The 25,068-nt window shown below is 44.0% G+C and carries 20 protein-coding genes, 1 tRNA gene and 1 pseudogene; 16 read left to right on the top strand and 6 right to left on the bottom strand.

Annotation, left to right across the window (positions count from 1 at the left end; all coding sequences use genetic code 11):
- Positions 1 to 16 precede the first annotated feature (16 nt).
- The 9 genes and pseudogenes from KCV26_15120 to KCV26_15080 all read left to right on the top strand — a co-directional run bounded on the left by KCV26_15120 (position 17) and on the right by KCV26_15080 (position 14,323).
- The gene (locus KCV26_15120) at positions 17 to 1,111 is read left to right on the top strand and encodes an efflux RND transporter periplasmic adaptor subunit (GenBank protein WZX36604.1); all 1,095 of its coding nucleotides are present in this window, start codon (positions 17 to 19) and stop codon (positions 1,109 to 1,111) included.
- A gap of 93 nt (positions 1,112 to 1,204) precedes the next feature.
- Positions 1,205 to 2,039, top strand: a pseudogene (locus KCV26_15115) (6-bladed beta-propeller).
- Positions 2,036 to 3,211, top strand: a complete 1,176-nt coding sequence (locus tag KCV26_15110) for a 6-bladed beta-propeller (protein ID WZX36603.1) — start codon at positions 2,036 to 2,038, stop codon at positions 3,209 to 3,211. The pseudogene KCV26_15115 and the gene KCV26_15110 overlap by 4 nt, the downstream one beginning before the upstream one ends.
- A complete protein-coding gene (locus tag KCV26_15105; protein ID WZX36602.1) occupies positions 3,208 to 4,383 on the top strand; it encodes a 6-bladed beta-propeller in 1,176 nt (391 codons plus the stop codon). Before KCV26_15110 ends, KCV26_15105 begins: the two co-directional genes overlap by 4 nt.
- 29 nt (positions 4,384 to 4,412) lie before the next feature.
- Positions 4,413 to 4,907, top strand: a complete 495-nt coding sequence (locus KCV26_15100) for a 6-bladed beta-propeller (protein ID WZX36601.1) — start codon at positions 4,413 to 4,415, stop codon at positions 4,905 to 4,907.
- A gap of 25 nt (positions 4,908 to 4,932) precedes the next feature.
- Positions 4,933 to 8,028: an efflux RND transporter permease subunit gene (locus KCV26_15095; protein WZX36600.1), complete on the top strand. Its 3,096-nt coding sequence runs from the start codon at positions 4,933 to 4,935 to the stop codon at positions 8,026 to 8,028.
- Between the two features lie 55 nt (positions 8,029 to 8,083).
- The gene (locus tag KCV26_15090) at positions 8,084 to 9,571 is read left to right on the top strand and encodes a TolC family protein (GenBank protein WZX36599.1); all 1,488 of its coding nucleotides are present in this window, start codon (positions 8,084 to 8,086) and stop codon (positions 9,569 to 9,571) included.
- 11 nt (positions 9,572 to 9,582) lie between these two features.
- Positions 9,583 to 12,765 carry an efflux RND transporter permease subunit gene (locus KCV26_15085; protein ID WZX36598.1) on the top strand — a complete coding sequence of 1,061 codons (3,183 nt, stop codon included), beginning with the start codon at positions 9,583 to 9,585 and terminating at the stop codon, positions 12,763 to 12,765.
- Positions 12,766 to 13,159: 394 nt separating this feature from the next.
- The gene (locus KCV26_15080; protein WZX36597.1) at positions 13,160 to 14,323 is read left to right on the top strand and encodes a 6-bladed beta-propeller; all 1,164 of its coding nucleotides are present in this window, start codon (positions 13,160 to 13,162) and stop codon (positions 14,321 to 14,323) included.
- Positions 14,324 to 14,517: 194 nt separating this feature from the next.
- Here KCV26_15080 and KCV26_15075 read toward each other — a convergent pair whose 3' ends face one another.
- The 6 genes from KCV26_15075 to KCV26_15050 all read right to left on the bottom strand — a co-directional run bounded on the left by KCV26_15075 (position 14,518) and on the right by KCV26_15050 (position 19,444).
- Positions 14,518 to 15,702, bottom strand: a complete 1,185-nt coding sequence (locus tag KCV26_15075) for a 6-bladed beta-propeller (GenBank protein ID WZX36596.1) — start codon at positions 15,700 to 15,702, stop codon at positions 14,518 to 14,520.
- Between the two features lie 227 nt (positions 15,703 to 15,929).
- A complete protein-coding gene (locus KCV26_15070) occupies positions 15,930 to 16,748 on the bottom strand; it encodes a DUF4143 domain-containing protein (GenBank protein WZX36595.1) in 819 nt (272 codons plus the stop codon).
- Between the two features lie 65 nt (positions 16,749 to 16,813).
- Complete coding sequence (locus KCV26_15065) at positions 16,814 to 17,116, bottom strand: ATP-binding protein (GenBank protein WZX36594.1); 303 nt, start codon at positions 17,114 to 17,116, stop codon at positions 16,814 to 16,816.
- Positions 17,117 to 17,432: 316 nt separating this feature from the next.
- Positions 17,433 to 17,600: a hypothetical protein gene (locus tag KCV26_15060; protein WZX36593.1), complete on the bottom strand. Its 168-nt coding sequence runs from the start codon at positions 17,598 to 17,600 to the stop codon at positions 17,433 to 17,435.
- 241 nt (positions 17,601 to 17,841) lie between these two features.
- A tRNA-Lys gene (locus KCV26_15055) sits at positions 17,842 to 17,914 on the bottom strand.
- 111 nt (positions 17,915 to 18,025) lie between these two features.
- Positions 18,026 to 19,444 carry an adenosylhomocysteinase gene (locus KCV26_15050; protein WZX36592.1) on the bottom strand — a complete coding sequence of 473 codons (1,419 nt, stop codon included), beginning with the start codon at positions 19,442 to 19,444 and terminating at the stop codon, positions 18,026 to 18,028.
- 130 nt (positions 19,445 to 19,574) lie between these two features.
- On the opposite strand from KCV26_15050, the gene KCV26_15045 reads away from it, so the two are divergent.
- The 7 genes from KCV26_15045 to KCV26_15015 all read left to right on the top strand — a co-directional run bounded on the left by KCV26_15045 (position 19,575) and on the right by KCV26_15015 (position 25,062).
- Positions 19,575 to 19,904 (top strand): hypothetical protein, encoded by a 330-nt coding sequence (locus KCV26_15045; GenBank protein ID WZX36591.1) that lies wholly within the window; start codon positions 19,575 to 19,577, stop codon positions 19,902 to 19,904.
- A gap of 185 nt (positions 19,905 to 20,089) precedes the next feature.
- Positions 20,090 to 20,938, top strand: coding sequence for a bifunctional methionine sulfoxide reductase B/A protein (locus tag KCV26_15040; protein ID WZX38409.1), 849 nt, complete (start codon positions 20,090 to 20,092; stop codon positions 20,936 to 20,938).
- A 104-nt stretch (positions 20,939 to 21,042) separates the two neighbouring features.
- Complete coding sequence (locus tag KCV26_15035) at positions 21,043 to 21,528, top strand: BON domain-containing protein (GenBank protein WZX36590.1); 486 nt, start codon at positions 21,043 to 21,045, stop codon at positions 21,526 to 21,528.
- Positions 21,529 to 21,536: 8 nt separating this feature from the next.
- Positions 21,537 to 21,947 (top strand): SH3 domain-containing protein, encoded by a 411-nt coding sequence (locus KCV26_15030; GenBank protein WZX36589.1) that lies wholly within the window; start codon positions 21,537 to 21,539, stop codon positions 21,945 to 21,947.
- Positions 21,948 to 22,131: 184 nt separating this feature from the next.
- Entirely contained in the window at positions 22,132 to 22,875 is a 744-nt protein-coding gene (locus KCV26_15025) for a glycosyltransferase family 2 protein (protein ID WZX36588.1), read from the top strand.
- Between the two features lie 2 nt (positions 22,876 to 22,877).
- Positions 22,878 to 23,525 (top strand): lipid-A-disaccharide synthase N-terminal domain-containing protein, encoded by a 648-nt coding sequence (locus tag KCV26_15020; GenBank protein ID WZX36587.1) that lies wholly within the window; start codon positions 22,878 to 22,880, stop codon positions 23,523 to 23,525.
- Positions 23,515 to 25,062 (top strand): glycosyltransferase family 39 protein, encoded by a 1,548-nt coding sequence (locus KCV26_15015; GenBank protein WZX36586.1) that lies wholly within the window; start codon positions 23,515 to 23,517, stop codon positions 25,060 to 25,062. Before KCV26_15020 ends, KCV26_15015 begins: the two co-directional genes overlap by 11 nt.
- Positions 25,063 to 25,068: the final 6 nt, after the last annotated feature.

Here is a 25,068-nt window from a genome sequence, read left to right as displayed (position 1 = left end):
GATAATCTAAAAAAATATGAAACACCTTTCTCGCACTACCACCGCCCTTGTCTTGGGAATTGCGCTTATCGCTTTTTCCGCTTGCAACGCCGACAAGAAAGAAAAACCCGACGAAACCGTCCAACAACTGTTGCCCGACGCGCCGGCGGAAGTAACCGCCATCACGCTCAAAACCGTGGATTTTGAACACGAATTGGTGAGTAACGGAAAAATATCGGCACGCACGGTGGCGGAGCTCAAGTTTCAAACCTCGGAAACTATCGCGCAGATATTTGTGAAAAACGGTTCACGCGTTTCTCAGGGACAGCGCATCGCCGTACTCGACACCTATTCTATCAACAACCGGTTGGAGCAGGCAAAAGACGCGCTGGACAGGAGCCGCCTGGAGATGCAGGATGTGCTTATCGGACAGGGTTATAAATTAGATAGCCTCGGCACCGTTCCGGCAGACGTGATGCAGCTTGCCCGCGTAAAAAGCGGATTCAATTCGGCGCAAACGCAGTTCAATATGGCAACGCACGATTTGCAGCGCGCCACGCTCACCGCGCCCATCGGCGGTGTCATAGCCAACCTGTTTGCCAAACCGCATACGCTCTCTTCTCCAAGCGAAGTGTTTTGCAACATCATTGATACACGCAGCCTCGAAGTGCAGTTTACCGTGCTGGAAAACGAACTTGGCTTTATTAACATTGACGATAACATGAAAATCGTTCCTTTTTCGATGCCCGGATTGGAGGTAAGCGGACGTGTTTCGGAAATCAACCCGTGGGTAAACGAAAACGGAATGGTGCAGATAAAAGCCGCTGTTAATTATCACGCGCGATTGGTGGAAGGAATGAATGTACGTGTGAGTACGTTCCGCTCGGCAGGCAAGCAGTGGGTTGTTCCAAAAACTGCCGTTGTGCTCCGTACTGGAAAACAGGTGGTTTTTACCGTTGTAGATGGAAAAGCAATTTGGAATTACGTACAAACCGGATTGGAAAACGCCACCGAATACACCATCACCAGCGAAACGCTGAAAGAAGGCGACCAAATTATCGTGAGCGGAAACATTAATCTGGCGCACGAATCGCCCGTAACGGTAACAGAAAAGGCCGAAGACAATGAATGAAAACGCATCTTAAAAAAGGGTTGAAAACTCGCTATCATAAACAACAGCAAAAGGTGAAAACTGAAAGCCTGAAATAATAAAATGGAAAAGAATATGAAAGCAACAAATTTAATTTTAGCAATCATTTTGTTAGCCACATTTGCAGGATGCAAACAAACCAATCAAAACAATGATTTAATTACTGTTGACGTTTCGAAAAGTTATCCCCAAAAAGAACTGCTCCTACAAGATTTTATGGATGTGGAATATATTCCACTGGAAACTACCGATGAGTTTATTACACAGGGATTTGTGAGATCCGTCGGTAAAAATATCCTATTAGTTACAAACCGAATTATAGATGGGGATATTTTTGTTTTCGATAGAAAAACAGGAAAAGGATTGAGGAAAATAAACCGTTTTGGGCTAAGCGGTGAAGAATACACTCAAATAAATGAAATTGTGCTGGATGAAGAAAAAAATGAAATGTTTGTTGTAAACTACACTGCGAGAAAAATATTGGTATATGATTTAAACGGAAACTTCAACACCCTTTATGACAAGAACACCTTCCATACATACTATGGAGCCACAAGTGTTCCTTTTCCCAACAGTTATTACGGAACAATACGTTTTTATGCAAGCGCTTAAAAAAGAATTCGATTTGGAACGGATGAAAGGGTTTCCTGTTACCGATTTGTTGTACGATAAACAGGAAAAAGCCATTTTCGAGTATTCGATTTATAACGATGATTTTATAAATAAGAAATCAGTCTATTTCGGGTCGAATTCCATAAGCAGGGAAATTGCGCAACATCAACTTCTACAATCCTCGGATCTTGTTGAAGCCTACAAGAAAGGAGAGCTGAAAGGTAAATTAAAAGAAATTGCCTCGGAATTGGAGGAAGAAGACAACCCGGTAATCATGCTTATAAAACATAAAAAATGAAAACGATAAAATTCACTCTGACAATCTTCCTATTAACAATAATTGTTGGATGTACAGAAAAAATTAAAAAATCATCCGATGATCTAATAACCGTAGATGTTACAAAAAGGGATTATCCCAAAAAGGATTTGATCCTTCAGGATTTCATGGATGTGGAATATGTCGCGTTGGAGACGAATGATGATTTTGTTAATCAGGGCTTTGTTCAGGACATCGGTAAGAACTTTATTTTAGTAATAAATCGAAATGATGATGGAAATATTTTTGTTTACGATAGGAGTGGCAAATCTGTTAGGAAAATAAATCATAAGGGACAAAGCGGAACAGAATATACAGATATTTTAGGAATCACATTAGATGAGGATATGGGAGAAATGTTCGTCAATGACCTATTTGCACGAAAAATTGTTGTATATGACCTATTTGGAAATTTTAAAAGAAGTTTTAAACACCAAGATACTGACAGAGCTATTGTCTATACAGATATATTAAATTACGACAAAGAAAATCTAATGTGTTATGATTACTTAAACAAGAAGACATCATTCTTTCTTATATCTAAAGAGGATGGGAGTATTACCAAGGAAATTGAGATTCCGGTTAAGCAGAAGTTATTCCTACGGCAACAACTAAAAGATGAAGTAAATGACATGGTGTATACTGTATCTCCAGGTGAGTATAGTAATATAATTCCTTCTAAAGATGGCTTGATATTACTAGAACTTTCATCCGATACGATTTACACGCTTTTACCGAACAATAATTTGACTTCAATAATCGTAAGAAACCCACCTATCCAAAATACGGAACCACAATTTTTTTTGATTTTGAGGTTAATTTCGGACCGATATTATTTTATGGAAACCATTAAAAACGTGTATGACTTTAATACAAAAGATGGATTTCCAAGATCATTTATGATGTATGATGAACAGGAAAAAGCTATGTTCAATTATACAGTATACAATGGAGATTTTTCAATTAAGAAAGTAATCTATATGGACATGATAAGACTTGTTAACCATGAAATAGGATACTGGTATCCCCTGGAAGCTTATCAATTGCTTAAATCTTTCGAGAAGGGAGAATTGAAAGGTAAGTTGAAAGAAATTGCTTCGACATTAGATGAAGACTCGAATCCAATAATCATGCTTATAAAACATAAAAAATGAGTTCATCAAAATTATACCTGGCACTCATCTTGTTTGCGATTATATCTGGCTGCACAGATGGAAATAAACAATCAACCGATAAATTAATAATTGTTGATGTTACGAAAACGAATTACCCCAAAAAGGAACTGATCCTTCAGGATTTTATGGATGTAGAGTATATTCCGCTGGAAACCAACGATGAATTTCTTAATCAAGGTTTTGTGCAGGATGTTGGCAAAGAAATTATATTGGTAAGAAACCGAACAGGGGACGGAAATATTTTTGTTTATGACAGAAACGGGAAAGCATTGAGGGTAATAAACCGTAAAGGGCAAGGAGGCGAAGAATATGTATCTTCGTTGATCATCAGGCTGGATGAAGAGAACGGAGAAATTTTCATAAACGACCATTCAAGAAGAAAAATTGTGGTATATGACTTAAATGGGAAATATAAAAGAAGCTTTAATCACAAAGAAGGTGGCGGTTCTATGTTTTACACCGAGATGTTCAATTACGATAAAGATAATTTGATCTGTTACGATGAGTATAATAAAGAGATATCTTTCGTTATTGTATCCAAAAAAGATGGAAGTATTACCAAAGAGATAAAAATTCCATATAAAGAAAGGTTGTATTTAGAGCAACAGAAGATCGACAGAGCAAGCGAGACGACGTATACCATATCTCCAGGATATTATCGCACCATAATCCCATTCAAAGGAGATTGGTTTTTGTTAGACCACTCGTGTGATACCATATATTCATTGTTGCCGGATTATAGTATACATCCGTCTATCGCAAGAACGCCGCCAATCAGATCTATGGATCCCGGAGTCTTCCTTATGTTGAGACAACTTTCAGACCATTATTTCTTCTTCGAAACAATAAAAAATGTATTTGACTGGGACACTGAAAGAGGATTTCCAAAAACTTTTATGATGTACGACAGGCAGGAAAAAGCTTTTTTTAATTACACGGTATATAACGGCGATTATTCAACAAAAAAAGAGCTATACATGAACTGGTTAAGACCTGTGAATCACGAAATCGAGTCTTGGCAACCTTTAGAAGCTCATCGATTGGTTGAAGATTATGAGAAAGGTGAACTGAAAGGTAAATTAAAAGAGATTGCTGCAACCCTTAACGAAGAATCCAATCCGGTAATTATGTTGATAAAGCACAAGAATTAAAACATATAGGATAAATTAAAAACTAATTTATGATGAAACAAATATTCTTTTTTATTAGTTTTATATTGTTTTTTTTGGCATGTACTCATAAAGAAGTACCATTAGAATATCCTGTTATAGATTTGGTCGGAAGTGTGGAAAAACATCAGAGAGTTTATTGTTCTGACCTATTTTCATCGATCGATCTTGTTCCTTTGGAAACTAAGGAAAAATGTTTAGTGGTATATACCCCTATCCCTAAAATAATACTCAAGGATAGTGTCATTTTCATATCAGGAAATACATTTTACGCTTTCGATGTTTCCGGAAAATTTTTAAATCAAATTGGAACAAAGGGACAAGGTCCCCAAGAATATTTGCACTCAACGAGGTTTTTTATAAATACTGACACACCCACAATATATATGGAAGATCTCAGAAAAATAGTAGAGTATGATTTTTCAAGAAATTATATACGAACTATTCAAACACCTGAAATTAATGATACTAAATTAATTAAATCTCACAACTCTGTCAGCAACTAAGAGTAGATAGTCAATAATACACAATATGATCAAATTCCTCCTCCGCCGTCCCATCGCCGTCCTCATGGTCTTTCTGGCCTGCGTAATTATCGGCATCATCACCTACAACACGCTGCCCGTGTCGCTGCTGCCCGACATTGCCATTCCCGAAATTACCGTGCAGGTGACGGGCGACAACATGTCGGCACGCGAACTGGAAAACACCGTGGTCAAACCCGTCCGCCGCCAATTGATGCAGGTGGGCAAACTGCGCGACATCCGCAGCGAGACCCGCGACGGCTCGGCATTGGTGCGCCTGAAATTCGATTTCGGCACCAATACCGACCTGGCATTTATCGAGGTGAACGAAAAGATTGACGCCGCGATGAACAGCCTGCCCCGCGATTTCCGCCGTCCGCGAGTAATTAAAGCCAGCGCTACCGATATTCCCGTGTTCTACCTGAACCTCACGCTAAAAGACGATGCGCCTTACACCGATACCGACGAGCAAAAATTCCTGGACCTGTCCGATTTTGCCGACAACGTGGTGAAACGCCGCATCGAGCAACTGCCCGAAGTGGCCATGGCGGACATGACCGGACTGATGTACCGGCATCTTCAGATCGTACCCGACCTTCCCATGCTGGAATCCGCCTCCATCAGTTTAAACGATATCGAAAACACCCTCGCGGCCAACAACATCGAGCCCGGAAGCATGATTGTGCGCGACGGCTATTACGAGTACAACATCAAGTTCTCCTCGCTGCTGCGCACGCCCGAAGATGTGCGCAATATCTACCTGCGCAAGGGCGACCGCATTTTTCAGCTCAAAGATCTGGCAAAAATTGAGGTGGCGCGCCAACCCGAAACGGGAATGTCTCTTATTAACGGAAAACGGGCGGTTACCTTAGGAGTTATTAAACAGGCGGACGAAACCATGAAAAGCCTCAAGAAATCGCTCCACGCCACGCTTGCCGACCTGGAACGCACCTATCCCGACGTGCAATTTACCGTGAACCGCAACCAGACCGAACTGCTGGATTACACCATCGCCAACCTGCGGGAAAACCTCACGCTCGGCTTTCTGCTCGTCTTCATCGTGGCGCTGCTTTTCCTGGGCGATGCCAAATCTCCGATAATTATCGGTATCAGTATGACAACCGCGCTGCTCACCACGTTTATCTTTTTCTACCTCTTCGGGCAATCGCTCAACATCATCACCCTTTCGGGACTGATCCTCGCCGTGGGAATGATGATCGACAGCGCCATCATCGTAACCGACATCATCAGCCAATACCGGATGCAGGGTTACTCGCTGGAAGAGTCGTGCATCAAGGGAACCAACGAGGTCATCACGCCCGTGCTCAGCTCCACGCTCACCACCATTGCCGTGTTCGTGCCGCTGGTGTTCATGAGCGGCATAGCCGGAGCCATCTTCTTTGCACAGGCGTTTGCCGTAAGCGTGGGTCTGCTTATCTCCTACTTCACGGGAATAATTTTGCTGCCCGTGCTGTACAAGTTGGTGTACGGCATGAAAATACGCCCCAACAAGATTGGCGATTTCTTTGCCCGGACACAACGGCAGGCCGATAAACGGGCTTTCAGTTGGTACGACCGCGGAATCGAAATTTTCTTTCGCCACAAAACTGTCACGTTTCTGTTTATCATCCTTTCCGTTCCGTTTTGCGTACTGATGTTTCGCGTCATGCCCAAATCTTCCATGCCGCACATCGACCACACCGAAACCGTGGCAATGGTGGAGTGGAACGAAAACATTCACGTGGACGAAAACAGGGAGCGGGTTTTCAATCTGATGAAATCGACGGACGAAATGACCACCGAACATGCCGCGTACGTTGGACACCGGCAGTACCTGCTCGACAAGGAAAACGACCTCACACCCTCTGAAGCGCAACTCTATTTCCGCACCGGTAAAGCATCGCAAATAGACAAGCTGAAACAATACATTTCCGGGTGGATAAAAAAGAATTACCCGCACGCCGTGGTTACGTTCTCGCCTCCCGAAAACGTGTTCGAGAAGATATTCGATACTTCCGAGGCAGACATTGCCCTGCAACTCTATCCCGCCAACCGCGGGGAGGTTCCCGATGCCGAAACCATCCACACAACGGAGCGAAAACTGCTTGCCGCCACCGGAGAGGAAGCCGAGGGTGTGCCCTTTGAACAGCAATACACGGTGAGCATCGACAAGGAGAAACTGTTGCTTTACAGCGTCGATTACGCCGAAGTATATCGCACGCTGCGCACCGCTTTCCGCGAAAACCAAATAGCCGTGCTGCGTTCGTACCAGCAATACCTGCCCATTTCGTTGGCGGGAAAACAGCAAACCGTGCAGCAAGTGCTGCGTGAAACGCTGGTTAAAACCAACACCACTTCGGGCAATCCGGGAACGATGATACCGTTGCAGTCACTCGTGAAAGTGCATCGTGGCGAAGACATCAAAACCATCGTGGCGGGCAAGAACGGCGAGTACATCCCGATGAATTACTACAACGTGAAGCATCCCGAAACGCTTATCAAAAACGCTGAAACGGTTATCAGACAAGATAATGTGTGGGAAGCGGCCTTTTCGGGCAGCTTCTTCTCCAACCGGAAGATGCTGGGCGAGCTGGTGGTTATTCTGCTGGTCTCCGTGCTGCTGATGTATTTTATCCTCTCCTCGCAGTTCGAGAACTTCCTGCAGCCGCTCATCGTACTGGTGGAAATACCCATCGACATCGCTTTTGCATTGGTGTTGCTCTGGGTAACGGGACATACGCTCAACCTGATGAGTGCCATCGGGCTGATCGTGTCGAGCGGTATCATCATCAACGACAGCATCCTGAAACTGGATATGATCAACGAACTTCGCAAACAGGGTGTTCCGCTGATGGAAGCCATCCACACGGGCGGCGTAAAGCGCTTGCGTGCCATTATAATGACGTCGCTCACTACCATTCTGGCAATGGTTCCGCTGCTCTTTTCGTTCGATTTGGGTTCGGAATTGCAGAAACCGTTGGCCATCGGGATGATCGGGACGATGGTAATCGGGATGCTGGTCAGCCTCTTTGTGGTGCCAGTGGTTTATTGGGCGATATATAGAAATAAAACGTCGGATATGAAGACTGTGGAGAATGATTAATGTGTTAATTGTATAATGTGCCAATTTGATATCTTTATTCTAAAATAATAAAAATATGAAATATAACCGTTTATTATTCCTTTTCGCGGTTATGGGTTGGTTCGGTTCAGTCACTGTTTCCGCCCAACAATCTGAAATAACCCTCGATTTGCAGCGCACCGTGGCGTTGGCAAACGACAGTTCGCTCTCGGCGTTTCGTGCCAAGAACATGTATATGGCAAGCCGGTGGGAATACCTCACGTTTAAGGCGGCACGGCTGCCGTCACTCACGCTTTATGCCACGCCACTGCGCTACAACCGCGATTTTACCCGCCGTTACGATTCGGAACAGAACATCGACGTGTATCGCCGCCAGCAGTCGCTCTATTCCTACGGAAACTTGGCCGCTCAGCAAAACTTCGACTTCACGGGTGGAACGTTTTTCGTGGATACCGAACTGGGCTACATCCGCAACTTCGGTGACCTGGCACGAAGCCAGTTTAACAGCGTGCCCGTCCGTATTGGTTACCGGCAGGAGTTGTTGGGCTACAACCGGTTTAAGTGGGAAAAGAAGATTGAGCCGCTCAAGTTCGAACGGGCGCAAAAGGAATTGATCTCCAATCTGGAAACCACGGCTGAAACTGCGTCGGGTTACTTTTTCGACTTGGCGATGGCGCAAGCCGAACATCAACTGGCGTTGGAAAATCGAAGGAACTCGGAACGGTTATACCGGATCGGTGAGGAGAAACACAAAATCGCCTCCATCGGACAATCGGAACTGCTCACGCTGAAACTCGACCGCGTAAACGCTCAAAACTCGCTTCAAAATGCCGAACTGCGCTTGAAACGGGCGATGTTCGCCCTGGCGGCCTACCTCAATCTGGATAAGGACACGAAAATAACGCTGCAACTGCCCGATTATCCCAAAGATGTCATCGTAAACGTGGACGATGCCCTGATGTTCGCCAAAGAGAACAACCCGCAGTATCTGGAACACAAGCAGCGTATTCTGGAATCGGAGCAAACGCTCGACCGCACCCGTCGTGAATCGCTGTTCAGCATCGGGTTGAACGCAAGCATGGGGTTCAACCAGATTGCTCCCACGTTCCGTGATGTATACCGCAATCCGCTGCGGCAGGACATTCTGGCGCTGACGCTCACCATCCCCATTGTGGACTGGGGCGTTCGCAAAGGACGGTACAACATGGCGAAAAACAACCTGAACATCACGCAACTTTCGGCACAGGAAAGCGAAATCCGGCTGGAAGAAGACGTGATCATGACCGTGGGTGACTTCTCGGTACAGCAACAGATGATCCGCAGCGCTGAAGAGGCGATGGAACTTGCCAAAGTGGCGTATGAACAAACGCAGGAGCGTTTTATCATCGGAAAGGCGGACATCAACAGCCTGACACTGTCCACCAGCCGCCGTCAGGAAGCACAGCGCAACTACATCTCCGCCCTGCGCAACTATTGGCAGAGCTATTTCAAGCTTCGGAAACTGACGCTGCATGATTTTGAAAAGAACAAACCGATAGAAGTGGATTTTAATGTGATGAACTGACGAATTAATAAATGAGCAAAAAAAACTCCATATCCTCCTTTACCGTCATTGTCGCTTTCCTCAGCATCGCGATGATGGGCATTGCCCTTATCCCGATGTTGCCGGTTAAGCTGGCTCCCTCACGCACACTGCCGAGTTTAACGGTCTATTTCTCGATGCCCGGCAACTCCGCCCGTATCGTGGAAATGGAAGCCACCTCGAAGCTCGAAGCGATGCTGGCACGTATCAATGGTGTGAAAAACATCTATTCCACATCGGGTAACGGCTGGGGAAACATCACCCTCGAACTGGACAAGCATACGCCCGTCGACGCCGCCCGCTTTGAAGCCTCCACCATTGTCCGGCAGACGTGGAACGATCTGCCCCGTGAAGTTTCCTATCCCTACATATCCGTCCGCAGTCCCGATGAGAATGCATCGCGGCCTTTTATGACCTTTACGGTTAATTCAGCCGCCACGCCCATCGTCATCCAGAGATACACCGAAAACACCATTAAACAACGATTGAGCGATATTGCCGGATTGTACAAAATCGACGTTCGCGGCGCTACGCCGTTGGAGTGGCAACTGACCTACGATGCCGACAGGCTGCAAGCTCTCGGAATAACGGTAAACGACATCCGCCAGGCCGTTTCAATGTACCATTCCACCGATTTTCTGGGGATGGCGGAAACGCAAAACGGAAACGATACGCCTTCGTGGATGCGCATCATGTTGGTTTCGGGGGAAGATGACAACGCGTTCGATGCCTCCGCCATCACCGTGAAAAACCGCGACGGTGCGCTTATCCGCTTGGATCAATTGGTAAAAGTTGTGCACACCGAACAAGCGCCCAACAGCCATTACCGCATCAACGGGCTGAATTCGATTTACCTGTCGCTCACGGCGGAAGAAACTGCCAACCAGCTGCGGTTGAGTAGGCAGGTGCACGAAACCATCGACGAACTCCGCCGCACACTTCCTCCCGGTTACGAAATTCACAACAGCTACGATGCCACGGAATACATCCATACCGAACTGAACAAGATTTACCTGCGAAGCGGGTTGACGGTGCTTATCCTGCTGCTTTTCGTCTTGCTTATTACCCGAAATCCGCGTTACCTGTTTCTTATTGCCGTTACGCTGGCAATTAACCTTGCCGTTGCCGTCATCTTTTATTACCTCTTCGGTTTGGAGATCCAGCTTTATTCGCTGGCGGGCATTACCATTTCGCTCAGTCTGATTATCGACAACACCATCATCATGACCGACCACCTGGTGCACCGGCAAAACCGCAACGCCTTCATGCCCATTCTGGCGGCAACGATGACCACGGTGGGCGCCTTGTCCATCATTTTCTTTCTGGATGAAAAGATACGGCTCAACTTGCAGGATTTCGCCGCCGTGGTAATGATCAATCTCTCGGTATCGCTGGCGGTGGCGCTGTTTTTCGTGCCGGCGATGGTGGAGAAAATCAAACTGAAAAAGCGCAGGCCGATGAAAAGACGGGGTTGGCTTCGCCGTCTGCCTATCCGTCCACGACGGCTGACCGTTTATTTCAATCGCTTTTACAGCGGAATGATCCGCATACTTTCAAGATATAAATGGATTCCCTTTACGGCAATCGTGCTGCTGTTCGGTTTGCCCGTTTTCCTGATTCCCGACAAAATCGAAAAGGAAACCGGATTCGCGGAACGGTACAACAGGATTTTCGACAATTCCACCTACAAGGAGAAAGTAAAACCGGTTGTAAATAAAGCTCTGGGTGGTACGTTGCGCCTGTTTTCGGAAAAAGTGTATCAAGGAAGTTACTTCACACGAAGCGAAGAGGTGGTGCTTACCATCACCGCTTCGATGCCCAACGGAACCACCCTGCCACAGATGAACGCGCTGATTGAAAAGATGGAGCGGTACCTGAGCGGGTTCTCCGAAATCCGACAGTTCCAAACCGATATTCCCAACGCGCGGCGGGCATCCATCCGGGTATTTTTCAACAGGGAATCGGAACGGAGCGGTTTCCCGTATCAACTCAAAAGCAGCGTTATTACCAAAGCGTTGGAATTGGGCGGCGGAAGCTGGGGCGTTTACGGTTTACAAGATCAAGGGTTCAGTAACGACGTGACCGAATTTGCCGGAAGTTACCGCGTGAAACTCTACGGCTACAACTACGACGAATTGACGGCCTGGGCAGACACGCTCAAAAACCGGTTGCTGACCTACAGGCGTATCAAGGAGGTACTGATTAATTCCAATTTCTCGTGGTACAAGGACGATTACCGGGAATTCTCGTTCGATCTGAACAGGCAGCGGCTGGCTTCCGAAGGCTTTATGCCGGGCGAACTGTTTGCCTCGCTGCAACCCGTTTTTGCCAAAGATGTATGGGCTGGCTCCTTGGTTATCGACGGCGAACGCGAAGATATCAAGCTGGCGAGCCGTCAAAGCAAGGATTACGATATTTGGGCGCTGCAATACATCGCGCATAACCTGGGCAACCGGATGTATCGGTTGGACGAGCTGGCGGATATCTCCAAAGGGCAGGCTCCGCAGGAAGTGGGCAAGGAGAACCAGCAATACCGCCTGGCGGTGCAGTTCGATTACATCGGTGCAAACACGCAGGCGGGGCGCGTGTTAGACCGCGAAGTGGAAGCGCTCAACAAAATCCTGCCGATGGGCTACACCGCCGAAAAGGAAGAATCCGGCTGGGGATGGGGTAAAAAAGAGAACAAGCAATATTGGCTGATCGGTTTGTTGATTGTAATCATATTTTTTACCACTACCGTATTGTTTAACTCCATCAAACAGCCGTTGGCGGTGATCTTCGTCATTCCGGTGTCCTTTATCGGGGTGTTTCTTACGTTTTACGGGTTCAAGCTGAACTTCGACCAGGGCGGTTTCGCATCATTTATCCTGCTGTCGGGAATTACCGTGAATGCCAGTATTTACATTCTGAATGACTTTAACCGGATTCGTCGCGAACGTCCGGGACTTTCATCGCTGAAAGCCTACATCAAGGCGTGGAACTCCAAAATTATTCCGATTTTTCTTACGGTGGTTTCCACTATGCTGGGGTTTATTCCGTTTATGGTGGGCACAACCAGGGAAGCGTTCTGGTTCCCGTTGGCGGCGGGTACAATTGGTGGGTTGGCGATGTCAATTGTGGGGATATGGGTATTTTTGCCGTTGATGGTGGTGAGGAGGAGAAAATTAAGAAGCTAAAAAAAATAAGAGTAACTAAATCGAAAAAATGAGGTCCAATAATCTTACCTTTTTATCCCTCAAAAAAAGATTGACAAACACCCTTCATCCCCGCAGAGGATTCGTGAAGATATACTCGTCAATCGCTTTCTCTCGGAAATTGTGTCCTAAACGTCTGCTAATTTGGATTTTAAAACCTAAAAATACCGGATAGAAAAAAGTCGAAATGGATGGGAAGTGTCTTCGGGTAAAAGCAATTCGTCAGAAAAAAAGTGCACTACTTTCAAAAATAACGAAGACGTTTGCGCTTATTTTGAAGAAATATTGATGGGGGTATATCGGGAATGTATTGAGAAAGGAATGATATTGGAAACTTAAATGAAAACCTATCAACATTTTCTTGTTTGCAATTTTAATGGTGCCACTATGCGGTTGCACACAATCGGCAGAAAAAAAAGCACGCGGGCTTGATGATTGCCTGGTTGTTGCTTCTAAAAGCATTATTAACGGCGACACGGTTATCACGTGTGATTTTTCGTTGGTAAAAGATACTATCGATTTTCCTTTGAGCAACATAATGTCTGATTTGGAGATGATAAAACTTGAAAACTCCGATTCGGCGTTAGTTTCGCGCTACCACACGTTTGTAAGCGAAAATTATATAGGTGTTTATACCATGGAAAATGAATACAAACTGTTTGACAGACAAGGCAATTTCCTTTGTGAAATCGGTAGGAAAGGACAAGGTCCAGGAGAATATATGTTCTTGTATGATTCGCAAATTGACGAGAAAAACAACCGCATTTACCTGATGCCGTGGATGCAAAAAAAGATATTGGTATATAATCTTCAAGGCAAATTTCTGTCGGATATCCCCTTACCCGAATTTGTGCCTAAAGCCCGCTTCAACATAAACACGAACAAACAGATTGCTACCATTATGATTTTACCATTCAAAGGGCAGAATAATTATGTTGTGTGGCAGCAAGATTTTCAAGGCAATATTCTGCAAAGAATCAGCAGTGAATATTTCGCTCTTGAACCGGATTACGGAAACGAAGTAATTTCATATAGAAACACACAAAACATCGATTTTTACCTGGCAGGGTGGCCCGATAAACAAGACACATTGTACTACTATATGGGCAACGAAAACCGCTTGAAACCGGTCTTTACATTTACAGCAACAGAACCGTTCAGTCATTGGTATATCGATTTACCAGACCATGTGATAACCATAATCGCCCAACAGGAGCGGATGGATGAAAACGGACAGTTTTATGCTCCTGTTCCCAAACAATTTATAGTGGATAAACGCACGTTGAAAGGCGCTTACATAAAACCGGTTATCGATCAATTGGGTGGTATTTCCATTCCTTCACGTGTTTTGTATCAGGACGGCTATTTTATTGCCAATATGTATCCGCACGAACTGAAAGATGGATTGGGAAAAATAATCCGTAACACAGAAAACAACTTGTCTGAACAGAAATTGCCCAACATCAAAACTCTTTACGAAGATATTGATGAGGAGGGGAATAATTATATTTTGATTGGGAAACTGAAATCGGTAAAATAATTATCAAATACCAATCGGGGCAAATCTATGATAGATTTTTCGGGTTGTAAATCCTGATAAAAGTTTTGTTGAATTCTTGGGAATCGTTTCGGATAATGATAATGCGGTGGTTGTTATTTCAAAACTAAAATGATCGTCCTTGAAAAACAATCTTTATAATCAAGTAGTTATGCTTTATGTGGAAAATGGTTCAGTTATTTGAAAAAATATTTAATGATAACTGGATTCATTTCTTCTTTTGCATTTACCAAATCCCGAAATTTTTGTCGATTATTTTCATTTAGCATTCCTTCGGAAACGTACTTTTCTAATGTTCCATGATCACACCAGGAAAGAGCAAATTCGTTCGTTACTTTTCTGGGCAGAAAATCTACCTGTTCAGTAAAATATTCAATATATTTACATTCATCGATAGACTTATCATATATCAAATAAACTCCCGTATCCGCCTTAGAATTTTTTAATGCTATCTGGGCCAATAAATACCTGTTATTTTGACCTTGAAGATTTATTTTGTATGGAAGCATGGATATACTCGACGGTTTATTCGGTAAATTTAAATTCTTTGCATCATAGTTTAGTTTACCAAAATTCCACGTGTACGCAGGTTTCAAAGAATCTGTACCAACTTCGTAAGTCGTATTATCAACAAAACGATAAAAATACCATTTCCCGTGATACTCGTAAAATGGAGTATGTGAGTTGGTCGATACAAAAAAATAGGTATTTAAAAGTATATCATCTTCATATTCTTTACGAATAATTGTATTCTTCCCCACATCGTAATAATTAATTTTATACGGGTCTAAACTCATCCCTACATAACAAACGTACAGGTTTGCATTAACCGGTATGAAGTTCCAATAATAACCAGATGAGTTCTCAGGGCGAAATAAGGTTTTTATATATTTACCCGACAAGTCGTAACTATAAATATTTCCCAAGCCCGTGAGGTCTATATTACCAGTGAAAGGATTAATGATCATACTTGTTATATCAATATATTCCCCAGGACCTTGACCGTGTTTACTTATTTTAAATATGAATTTTCCCGTGTCATCAAACACATGAATACTAAGTGAATTCCTGTCAAAAATATAATACCTGTTTTGATAATGAATAATTTCCTCACAATAGCCGATTAGAATATTATCACTTGTTTCCAAAGGAATCAATTCAATATGACTGAAATAATCAAACAAAGAGGCCTTTTGCGGTTTATTAAGGTTAACTTTAATTTGATTGTCTTTTACCGGATAATACACATACGAATCCTCAATCAGAGGTACAATCTCTTTTACCTCTGTAACCTTTACCTGTTTCGTTTTATTGCAGGATACGGAAACTAAAGAAAAGATAATAAATATTATCTTTATCAAGTTTTGATGGCCGATGGGTTTGTGGTATATCGCGTAGATTATCATTCCTAAGTTCAATTATTAAGTATAGCAGAAAGTGAAAAATCATAGAGCGACTCTGTCCAATGTTGTAAATCAAACAATTCTCGTTTGAAGTGAAAAAAATCATTTGACTATTAAAACAAAGATACGAAATTGAATCATACCGCATAACGGACTGATGAATTTTTAACCTCGTCCCATCGGATTTAGTCGGTCGGCGGGATTTGTCTAATCCCGCCTGAAATGCTGCATGGATTTTTAATCCGATACACATACCAATCCGGGCAAATTTTTTGCAGTCGCAGCAGATTGGCAGCGGCATTTTCAATTTGTTTACTGCCTAATTTAACCTCAATTGCCGCCCATTTTCCGTTACGCAACCTGACAATCATATCGGCTTCCAGTTCAGTTTTATCTCTGTAGTGAAACAGGTCGCCATCGTTGGCTTGCGCATAAATTCTCATATCACGGGTGCAAAGAGCTTCAAAGAGAAAGCCGAATGTTTCAAAATCGTGCAAAATGCTATCGGGATTGGCACGCATAACAGCCGTGGCAATAGACGGATCAACAAAATGTCGTTTAGATGATGTGCGAATAGCCGTTTTGGAGCGGATTGACGGTTGCCATGCCGGTAAATCTTCAACCACAAAAATTCGACGTAGAGCATTGAGATAGGATGAAATTGTTTTGTCGGAGATGCCGGTTTCGTGAGCTTCAATGTCGGCTTTTATGGTTTGTATGGATGCTGTGGTAGCGATATTACGCGCCAATGAGCGTAGCAACATACGCACGCGATCCGGACTTTTATCTATTTCGTCCACACGCTGAACATCCATATTGATAACAGCTTCCACGTAGTTTGTAGCCATCTGCAAAGCGGTTTCCTTTTCTTGCCCAACGGTGGCAGGCCATCCTCCCCGACAAGTTAAAAAGGCAATTTCTTCGATGCTTAACCGGCTCATTCCTTCAATTTGTTGTTTGCCTTCAAATAATTCTCGAAGCGAAACCGTCCCGGTCGAATTCATTGATTCAAACAGGCTCATTGGTCGCAGCAGCAACCTTGCAATACGTCCCGTTCCGGTATGGGCGGTTACATTTCTCTTTTATCCACTTCAAAACGGACAGCATCCCATAATACGGGAGCCATTTGCCACTCATCTAATAAACGCGGCGCCTTGCCGGCGAGCAGCATAGAGGGCTTGGTGTCTGCCATAGCGATGTAGGATGCCGAATTATCGGGGTCTTGCATGTATAGCACGTTCTCTGATGCGCGACGTGCCGTTCTGGTTTTTCCACACCACTTGGCGCCTTCTATAAGTACTGCACCGGATGACTTTAAGAGCGCTTTCAGTAAATTATCGCAAATGCGAGGTAAATAGGTGTTATTCTTCATTTTTGCGTGTTTTGTGATAGAGCAAAAAAAGACAATTCCTTTATGACTACAAAGAATTTTCCGTGTTTGGACGTATTTTATTTCCGTGTTTAGTGGATAATCACTTCCGTATTTGGCTGAAAACTACTTCTGGGTTCGGTGATTTTGTGTTTAAAGAAGATAAAAGGCTATGAGTTCAACTTCGCTCTCTAAACAATGTAATTTTAATATTCACGTTCACGATTTTCGGCTTTTTGTTTCAGGTTTTCAATTATTTTTTCTTTTTCGTCAGCGATTTGTTGGAGCAATTCTACTTCCTGTTCCAACTGCCGAAACTTCAGCGTTCACAATTACAATTAGAACCTTCAACATCTCTGCTTAATTGCATTTCTGCCCTTTTGCCGTTCACGGTAATTCTGAGGCAAATGGGTGCCTCACCGTTTTTTAATAATCGTGTTTTCCGAATGAAAAACAGAAGCGAAAAATAATTTGTTTTCTTTTCCACCTAATTTAGTTGATTTAACATTGTAAAATTACTATTTGCAAACCAAAAATAAAGAGTGTAAATTGCATATAATCAATGCAAAACAATCAAATAGGTGGACTAAATTTCTTAAAATTAAAAGTCCACCTATTTGGCCGATTTTTCTGCTCTTTTTCGCACTATTTCGGGTGGACATAAATAAAGAAAACCCCTGAAATCGACTGATATTCAGGGGTTTTCTTTATTTTAATTTGTTAGAAAGTGATTCGCCTGGGGCTCGAACCCAGGACCCCATCCTTAAAAGGGATGTGCTCTACCTGCTGAGCTAGCGAATCAGCCTAAATGCTTTCTTTCAAAAGCGAGTGCAAAGGTAAATCAAAATATTTTAATAAGCAAAACTTGTGGAAATAAAATTGCAATAATTTTTTAACAGTTCTGCTAACGTGTTAATACCTATAATGTTCCGGCTTGTATGGCCCGTCGATATTTACCCCGATATAGCCGGCCTGTTCGGGGGTAAGTGTTGTCAGTTTCACCCCGATTTGTTCCAGGTGAAGCCGGGCAACTTCTTCATCCAGCTGTTTGGAAAGCCGGTATACACCTGTTTCGTAATCGTTTTTCCACAAATCAATCTGTGCCAGGGTTTGGTTGGCAAACGAATTGCTCATCACAAACGAAGGATGGCCGGTTGCACAACCCAGGTTTACCAGACGGCCTTCGGCAAGCAGGAATATGGAGTTCCCTTTAGGGAAAGTATATTTGTCTACCTGCGGTTTGATATTAGTGTGAGCGATCCCTGGAAAACTGATCAGTTTGTCCACCTGTATTTCGTTGTCGAAATGCCCGATATTGCACACAATGGATTGGTCTTTCATGTTGTGCATATGCTCGATGGTAACCACGTCCCGGTTTCCGGTGGTGGTCACAAAGATGTTGCCTTCTTTCACGGCTTCTTCCATGGTGGTTACCTGAAATCCTTCCATGGCGGCCTGCAGGGCACATATGGGATCGATCTCCGTAACGATAACCCTGGCTCCGTAGGAGCGCATGGATTTGGCACAGCCTTTTCCCACGTCGCCGTAACCCAGCACGACCACTACTTTTCCTGCAATCATCACGTCGGTGGCTCGTTTTATGCCGTCGGCCAGTGATTCGCGGCAACCGTACAGGTTGTCAAATTTCGATTTGGTAACCGAATCATTGACGTTGATGGCGGGAACCAGCAGCTCCCCTTTTTCCATCATCTGGTACAACCGGTGAACGCCGGTTGTGGTCTCTTCCGAAATACCCTTCAGTTCGGCAACAGTGCGGTGCCAGCGTTGGCTGTCTTCTCTCAGTATACGGTTTAACGTATCCAGAACTACCTGTTCTTCACGATTGGCCCCTTTTCTATCAATGGTTTTCGCATCTTTTTCTGCCCGATAACCCAAGTGCACGAGCAACGAAGCATCTCCTCCGTCGTCAACGATCAGGTTCGGACCTTTCCCGCCGGGGAATCGTAGTGCCATCTCCGTACACCACCAATATTCTTCCAGCGTTTCGCCCTTCCATGCATAAACGGGGATTCCGGCTGCGGCAATCGCAGCAGCAGCGTGGTCTTGAGTGGAGAATATGTTGCAACTGGCCCACCGTACGTCGGCTCCTAAATCAACCAGTGTTTCTATCAGTACGGCAGTCTGTATGGTCATGTGCAGTGAACCCGTGATGCGGGCCCCCTGGAGAGGTTTTTCCGATGCATATTTTTTGCGGATTGACATCAACCCAGGCATTTCGTGTTCAGCAATTTCAATTTCCTTCCGTCCGAAACCGGCCAGGGAGATATCCGTTATTTTATAAGGTAAATCCAAAGAAAAATTTTTATCCATTTCCGTTTTATTTATTTTTAAGCCTACAAAGTTACAAAATTTACAGAATGTTTTTACCTTTGAAACCAGTAATCACTGAATTTGTTACTGAATTTTAGCATGTGTTACGGTATCGGCAAATATTGACAGCTTGAAGATTATCTATTCAAAATACCTTCCTGTGAAGGGTTTTCGCGCGATCAATCTTTTCGGGATCATTTTTGCCAGAAAGGAACAGCCGGAGTTAAGCAGGCAGATTATCAACCACGAGTTGATTCATACCCGGCAGATGCTGGAGTTATTGGTTATCGGATTTTATGTCTGGTACATTACGGAATGGGTAATTAAATGGATTATTTACAAGGATCGGCTTTTGGCGTACAGAAACATTGGATTTGAGCGTGAAGCATTTGATAACGATGCGAATTTAGATTACTTGAAGTATCGGAGACGGTATGGATTTGCAGGTTACGTTTTGTAACAAGATACATTTCACTTAAAAATCACAGAAATATGGAACCGACAAAAATTCCACCTGACTTTCATGCAAAAAACAAGCAGGTGAAATGTCTGCGGATATTTTTTTTACTGGCTCTTGTCAGCACAACCTTCACCATGTGTGCGCAAAAAAGTAAAAAGGAAATCAATTTAAAACAATATATAACTATGGGATATAATCAATTGACTCCTGAAGAAGAGTTTGTTATTTTACATAAAGGAACCGAACGCCCTTTCACGGGAGAACTGTTGGAAAACAAAGCCAAAGGAACCTACGTTTGTAAACGGTGCGATGCGCCGCTCTACCGTTCCGAAGACAAGTTCGAATCGAATTGCGGGTGGCCGTCTTTCGACGATGAAATTGTCGGTGCTGTAAAACGCGTCCGGGATGCAGATGGACGACGTACCGAAATTCTTTGCAACAATTGCGGGGCGCACCTGGGTCACGTTTTTCTGGGAGAGGGTTTTACGGCCAAGCAGACGCGCCATTGCGTGAACTCCATCTCCATGAAGTTTATTCCTGCAGACCATACGGATCTGCGAAAGGGTTACTTTGCCTCCGGCTGTTTCTGGGGGACTGAATATTTTTTTATGAAAGCCAAAGGCGTGAAAGAGACCCATGTCGGATTTATGGGCGGCCACGTGGATAATCCCACCTACGAACAGGTTTGTCAGAAAAATACTGGACACCTGGAGACGACTGAAGTGGTTTTTGATCCGGCGGAAACAACCTATGAAGAAATGGTTAAGCTGTTCTTCGAAACCCACGATTTCACACAAACCAACGGACAAGGCCCCGATATTGGCCCGCAGTACCTGTCCTGTATCTTCTATTCAACACCTCGGGAGAAAGAGATTGCTGAAAAATACATCGCCCTACTGACAAATAAAGGATACAAAGTGGCTACAACACTTAAGCCGGCTTCTACATTCTGGAAAGCCGAGAATTATCACCAGCAGTATTACGAACATAAGGGAACAAAACCATATTGCCACAAGTACACCAAAGTTTTCTGAATTTATGGTTTTTTATAAAACTTTTCGATGATCCGATACGTTTATTACATGTATTGTTTAAATATAAAATGATCAAAAGTTTAACTAACTAAAAACAGTAAATTATGAAAGCATTTCGTTTGGTATCGATGCTTGCATTGATCCTTGCAGTTGGGGTTGCAACAACCTCCTGCAAAAAAGTAAAAGACGCTGATGTGCAAGCTGCTGCCCAAATGGCGTTGGTCGCTAATCCCGATTTGGCAGACGTTTCAGTGGCTGTATTGGATCAGGTAGCCACACTCTCGGGAACGGTAAAAGATGATGCATCCAAAGCTTACGCAGAAACTACTGTGGCAGCGGTTGAAAATGTTAAATCGGTGGTTAATAACATCGAAGTTGTTCCTCCTGCCCCTGATTTTACAGCTATTGACGCTGCCCTTAATTCCGGCTTGGCTGATGCGTTGAAGGACCACGCAACCGTTAAGGCAGAAGTAAAGGACGGTGTGGTTACGTTGACAGGTGAAATTCGCAAGAGGGATTTACAGAAGTTGATGGAAAAGGTAAATGCGCTTAATCCGCAGCAAGTTGTCAATAACATTACTGTAAAATAACCGGAGATATGGCATTACAGGAAAAATACAAGGAACTGGTTGACCTTGCCCGGCAATATGGCGCAACCGTAAGTGATGAAGGCAACGTGTTAAGAGTGAGGGGAGAGGTCCCCTCGGGTGCTTTGAAAGACAAAATGTGGGAAATCTACGACAGGATTGATCCCAATTTTAAAAACAACGACCTGATACTCGACGTAAATGTTAAAGCCACCGAAGGTGGAAAAGTAAAAGTGGTTACCCGTGAGAGCAACCTGAACATCCGTAAAGGCCCTGGAACGGACCAGCCGATTGTGGGAAAAGCAGCTCACGGAGATGTGATCACGCTTATCAGCAAAGCGAACGACCAATGGTGGTTGGTACGTGACAACGACGGTGAAGAGGGGTATTGCTACTCCCAGTACCTTGAACCCGTACGGTAGGCTGAAGGCATTTGATGGAGAAAAGCTTCCGTTCCTAAAAGGAGCGGAAGTTTTTTTATGGAAAAATGATGCTTGATTCATGTATAAACTTTGCGGTAAACATTCCGGCTGAACAGAAAAATAACTACATTTGCAGATTAATTTATCGTAAAGTCAACGATTACTTTTGAGTTGATTTAAAGTTATGCAGACCAGTACAAATCAAACGGGGCAGTACACCTTTACCATTATTGTCCCTGTTTATAATGAAGAAGACAACATTGCCCGGTTAGAAGAAAAACTCAGCAATTATTTGCCTCAGTCGCTTTATAAAACGTGTGTCTTGTTTGTGAACGATGGTTCAACGGACGATAGTGGAAGCCGCATACACCAGATGTGCGACAGACATCCCGGTTTTTTCTATATTGAGATGAAAAGAAACGGCGGGCTCAGTGCTGCGCTTAAAGCTGGCTTCGATTACTGCTTTTCGGAATACGTAGGGTACATGGATGCGGATATGCAAACCGATGCGGATGATTTTAACCTTCTGCTCCCCGGTTTGGCTAATTGTGAATTTGTTACGGGTATTCGTGCCAACCGCAAGGATTCTTTTTTCAAAAACCTGCAATCGAAGATAGCGAACGGTTACCGGCGGATGATGACGGGAGATGGTGTTTCTGATACGGGGTGCCCGCTTAAAGTGATGTATACAGATTATGCCAAGCGTATTCCTATGTTCAAGGGGATGCACCGGTTTCTTCCGGCGCTCATTTTGTTGCAGAACGGCAACGTGCAACAAATTCCTGTAAGGCATTATCAACGTATAGCGGGAAAATCGAAATATCATTTGTGGAATCGCCTCACCGGGCCTTTTATCGACTGTTTTGCCTATCGGTGGATGAAGAAAAGGTACATAAACTACCACATCGTTGCCAGTAATTTACATTGATTATGCAAGGAAGTCCGGCCTGGGTATACGCGATTGGTTTTCTGGCGCAAGCTTTTTTTTCGGCACGGCTGTTGTACCAATGGATTGTCACCGAAAAGGCCAAAAAAGTACTTTCACCTGCTGCATTCTGGGTACTAAGTATTTTTGGATCGTACCTGCTGTTTATTTACGGTGTGCTCAGGAATGATTTTGCGATTATTCTGGGGCAGTTTATTTCGTATTACATCTATTTATGGAACCTCGATCTGAAAGGGCTCTGGAAGGGCCTCCCTTTTGCATTAAAATCCATTCTGTTGCTCACCCCCCTCGCAGCTACGTTTTTCCTGATGCGGGATATTCCGGCCTTTGCCGCCGCATTTTTTCAGAACAAGAATGTTCCTTTCTGGTTGTTGGTCTTCGGTTCTGTCGGCCAGGTCCTGTTTACTTTCCGGTTTATTTATCAATGGATATATTCGACACATCGTCGTGAATCTGCACTGCCCATTGGCTTCTGGGTGATCAGCCTGTTGGGATCGGCCAGCATCATTGCCTACGGGATTTTCCGGCTCGATCCGGTATTGATTCTCGGACAATCGTTTGGTTTCGTGGCGTATATCCGGAATATAATGATTGATTATTCAAACAAAAAACATATATCGGATGAAGAATAAATACCTGTACCTTATTTGGTTTGTTGCCTTACTTCCGGTAATGATTCTCCGTGATTATACGCCCGATAACGAACTGCGGTATTTAAGCATTGTGGATGAGGCATTGCAAAACGGTGATGTTTTCACGTTTACCAACCAGGGTGAAATTTATGCCGATAAACCGCCGCTCTATTTTTGGCTGATGATGGCCGGAAAAATATTGCTTGGAGGGCATCGGATGTGGTTTTTGTCCTTGTTGTCGTTTGTTCCGGCGGTAATAGTTCTCACGACTATGGCAAAATGGGTCCGGAAAGAAAACGCAGAAAATCAGACCGAAGCTTTGCTGATGTTGATGACGGCGGGGTTGTTTACCGGCCTTGCTCTTGTGGTTCGGATGGATATGCTGATGTGCATGTTTATCGTATTGGCGCTCTATACGTTCTTTAAAATATATAAAGGGGAAGGAGGAAAACGCGACTCTTTTTTGTTTCCGGTATATGTTTTCCTCGCACTTTTTACGAAAGGGCCTGTGGGAATCCTGGTCCCGTTGTTGTCGACACTTGTCTTTCTTCTCTATCAACGGAAAATTCATACGTGGAGACAGTATTGGGGCTGGAAAAGCCTGCTTGTCCTGTTGTTGGGATGCGGTATCTGGTTTGCCGGAGCTTACATGGAATCGGGGAGTGAGTACCTCAATAACCTGTTGGTGCATCAGACGGTGGGCAGGGGAATCAACGCCTTTCATCACAAACGCCCGTTTTATTATTACGTCCTGTCTGTTTGGTACTCGTTGGCACCGTGGATGTTTCTCTCCGTCGGATTGATTGCCTTTGGGGGAGTACGAAGAAAAATTCAAACCGAAATTGAGCGTTTCTTCTTGATTATTATACTGACAACGTTTGTCATGCTGTCGGTTATCAGTTCGAAGCTGGCCGTTTACCTGCTTCCTTCTTTTCCATTTTTCATTTTCCTTCCGGCACTTCTGTTGAAAAAATTTGATCCAACGAATATCTGGTTGCGTATTTCATTAGCTGTTCCGGCAATAATCTTTACATTGGCCTTACCTGCTGTGTTTTATCTTTCTGGAACAGATGATGCTTTTTTTGCCGGTGTTTTTCTGGTTTATCTTGCTGCGGGCATCATCACGCTTAGCGGGTTAATAGTTTTATACCTGTTGTTTTTTAAAAAACAGTTGCAACGCCCGGTTCGGGTGATGGCTGCCGGGGTGCTGCTGACGGTATTTGTTGCCGGGTTGGCCATGCCGCAACTGAATCCCTATTTGGGGTGGAGCCGGTTGTGTGAGAAAGCCTCTGCCGTGGCATCCGAAAAACGAACAACGGATTATTACGTTTATGGTATTTCACGTGCCGAAAGCATGGATGTTTTTTTGAAAAAAGACGTGATTTTTGCTGATAAGGAGGAAATCGTGAAAAATAAGCTGGACGGACAACTTCTTTTGATTTCCGATAAGGCTATAAAAAAAGACGAGGATATCCGGTCGTTTCTTTTCGGTAAAGAGCAATATGCGGTTGGTAAGTATTTAGTTGTAGCATTATAAGTGTAA

This window comes from Petrimonas sulfuriphila, assembly GCA_038561985.1.
GTDB lineage: Bacteria > Bacteroidota > Bacteroidia > Bacteroidales > Dysgonomonadaceae > Petrimonas > Petrimonas sulfuriphila.
Note: the sequence above shows the minus strand (reverse complement) of the source record. Positions and strands in the feature narration are given on the sequence as shown.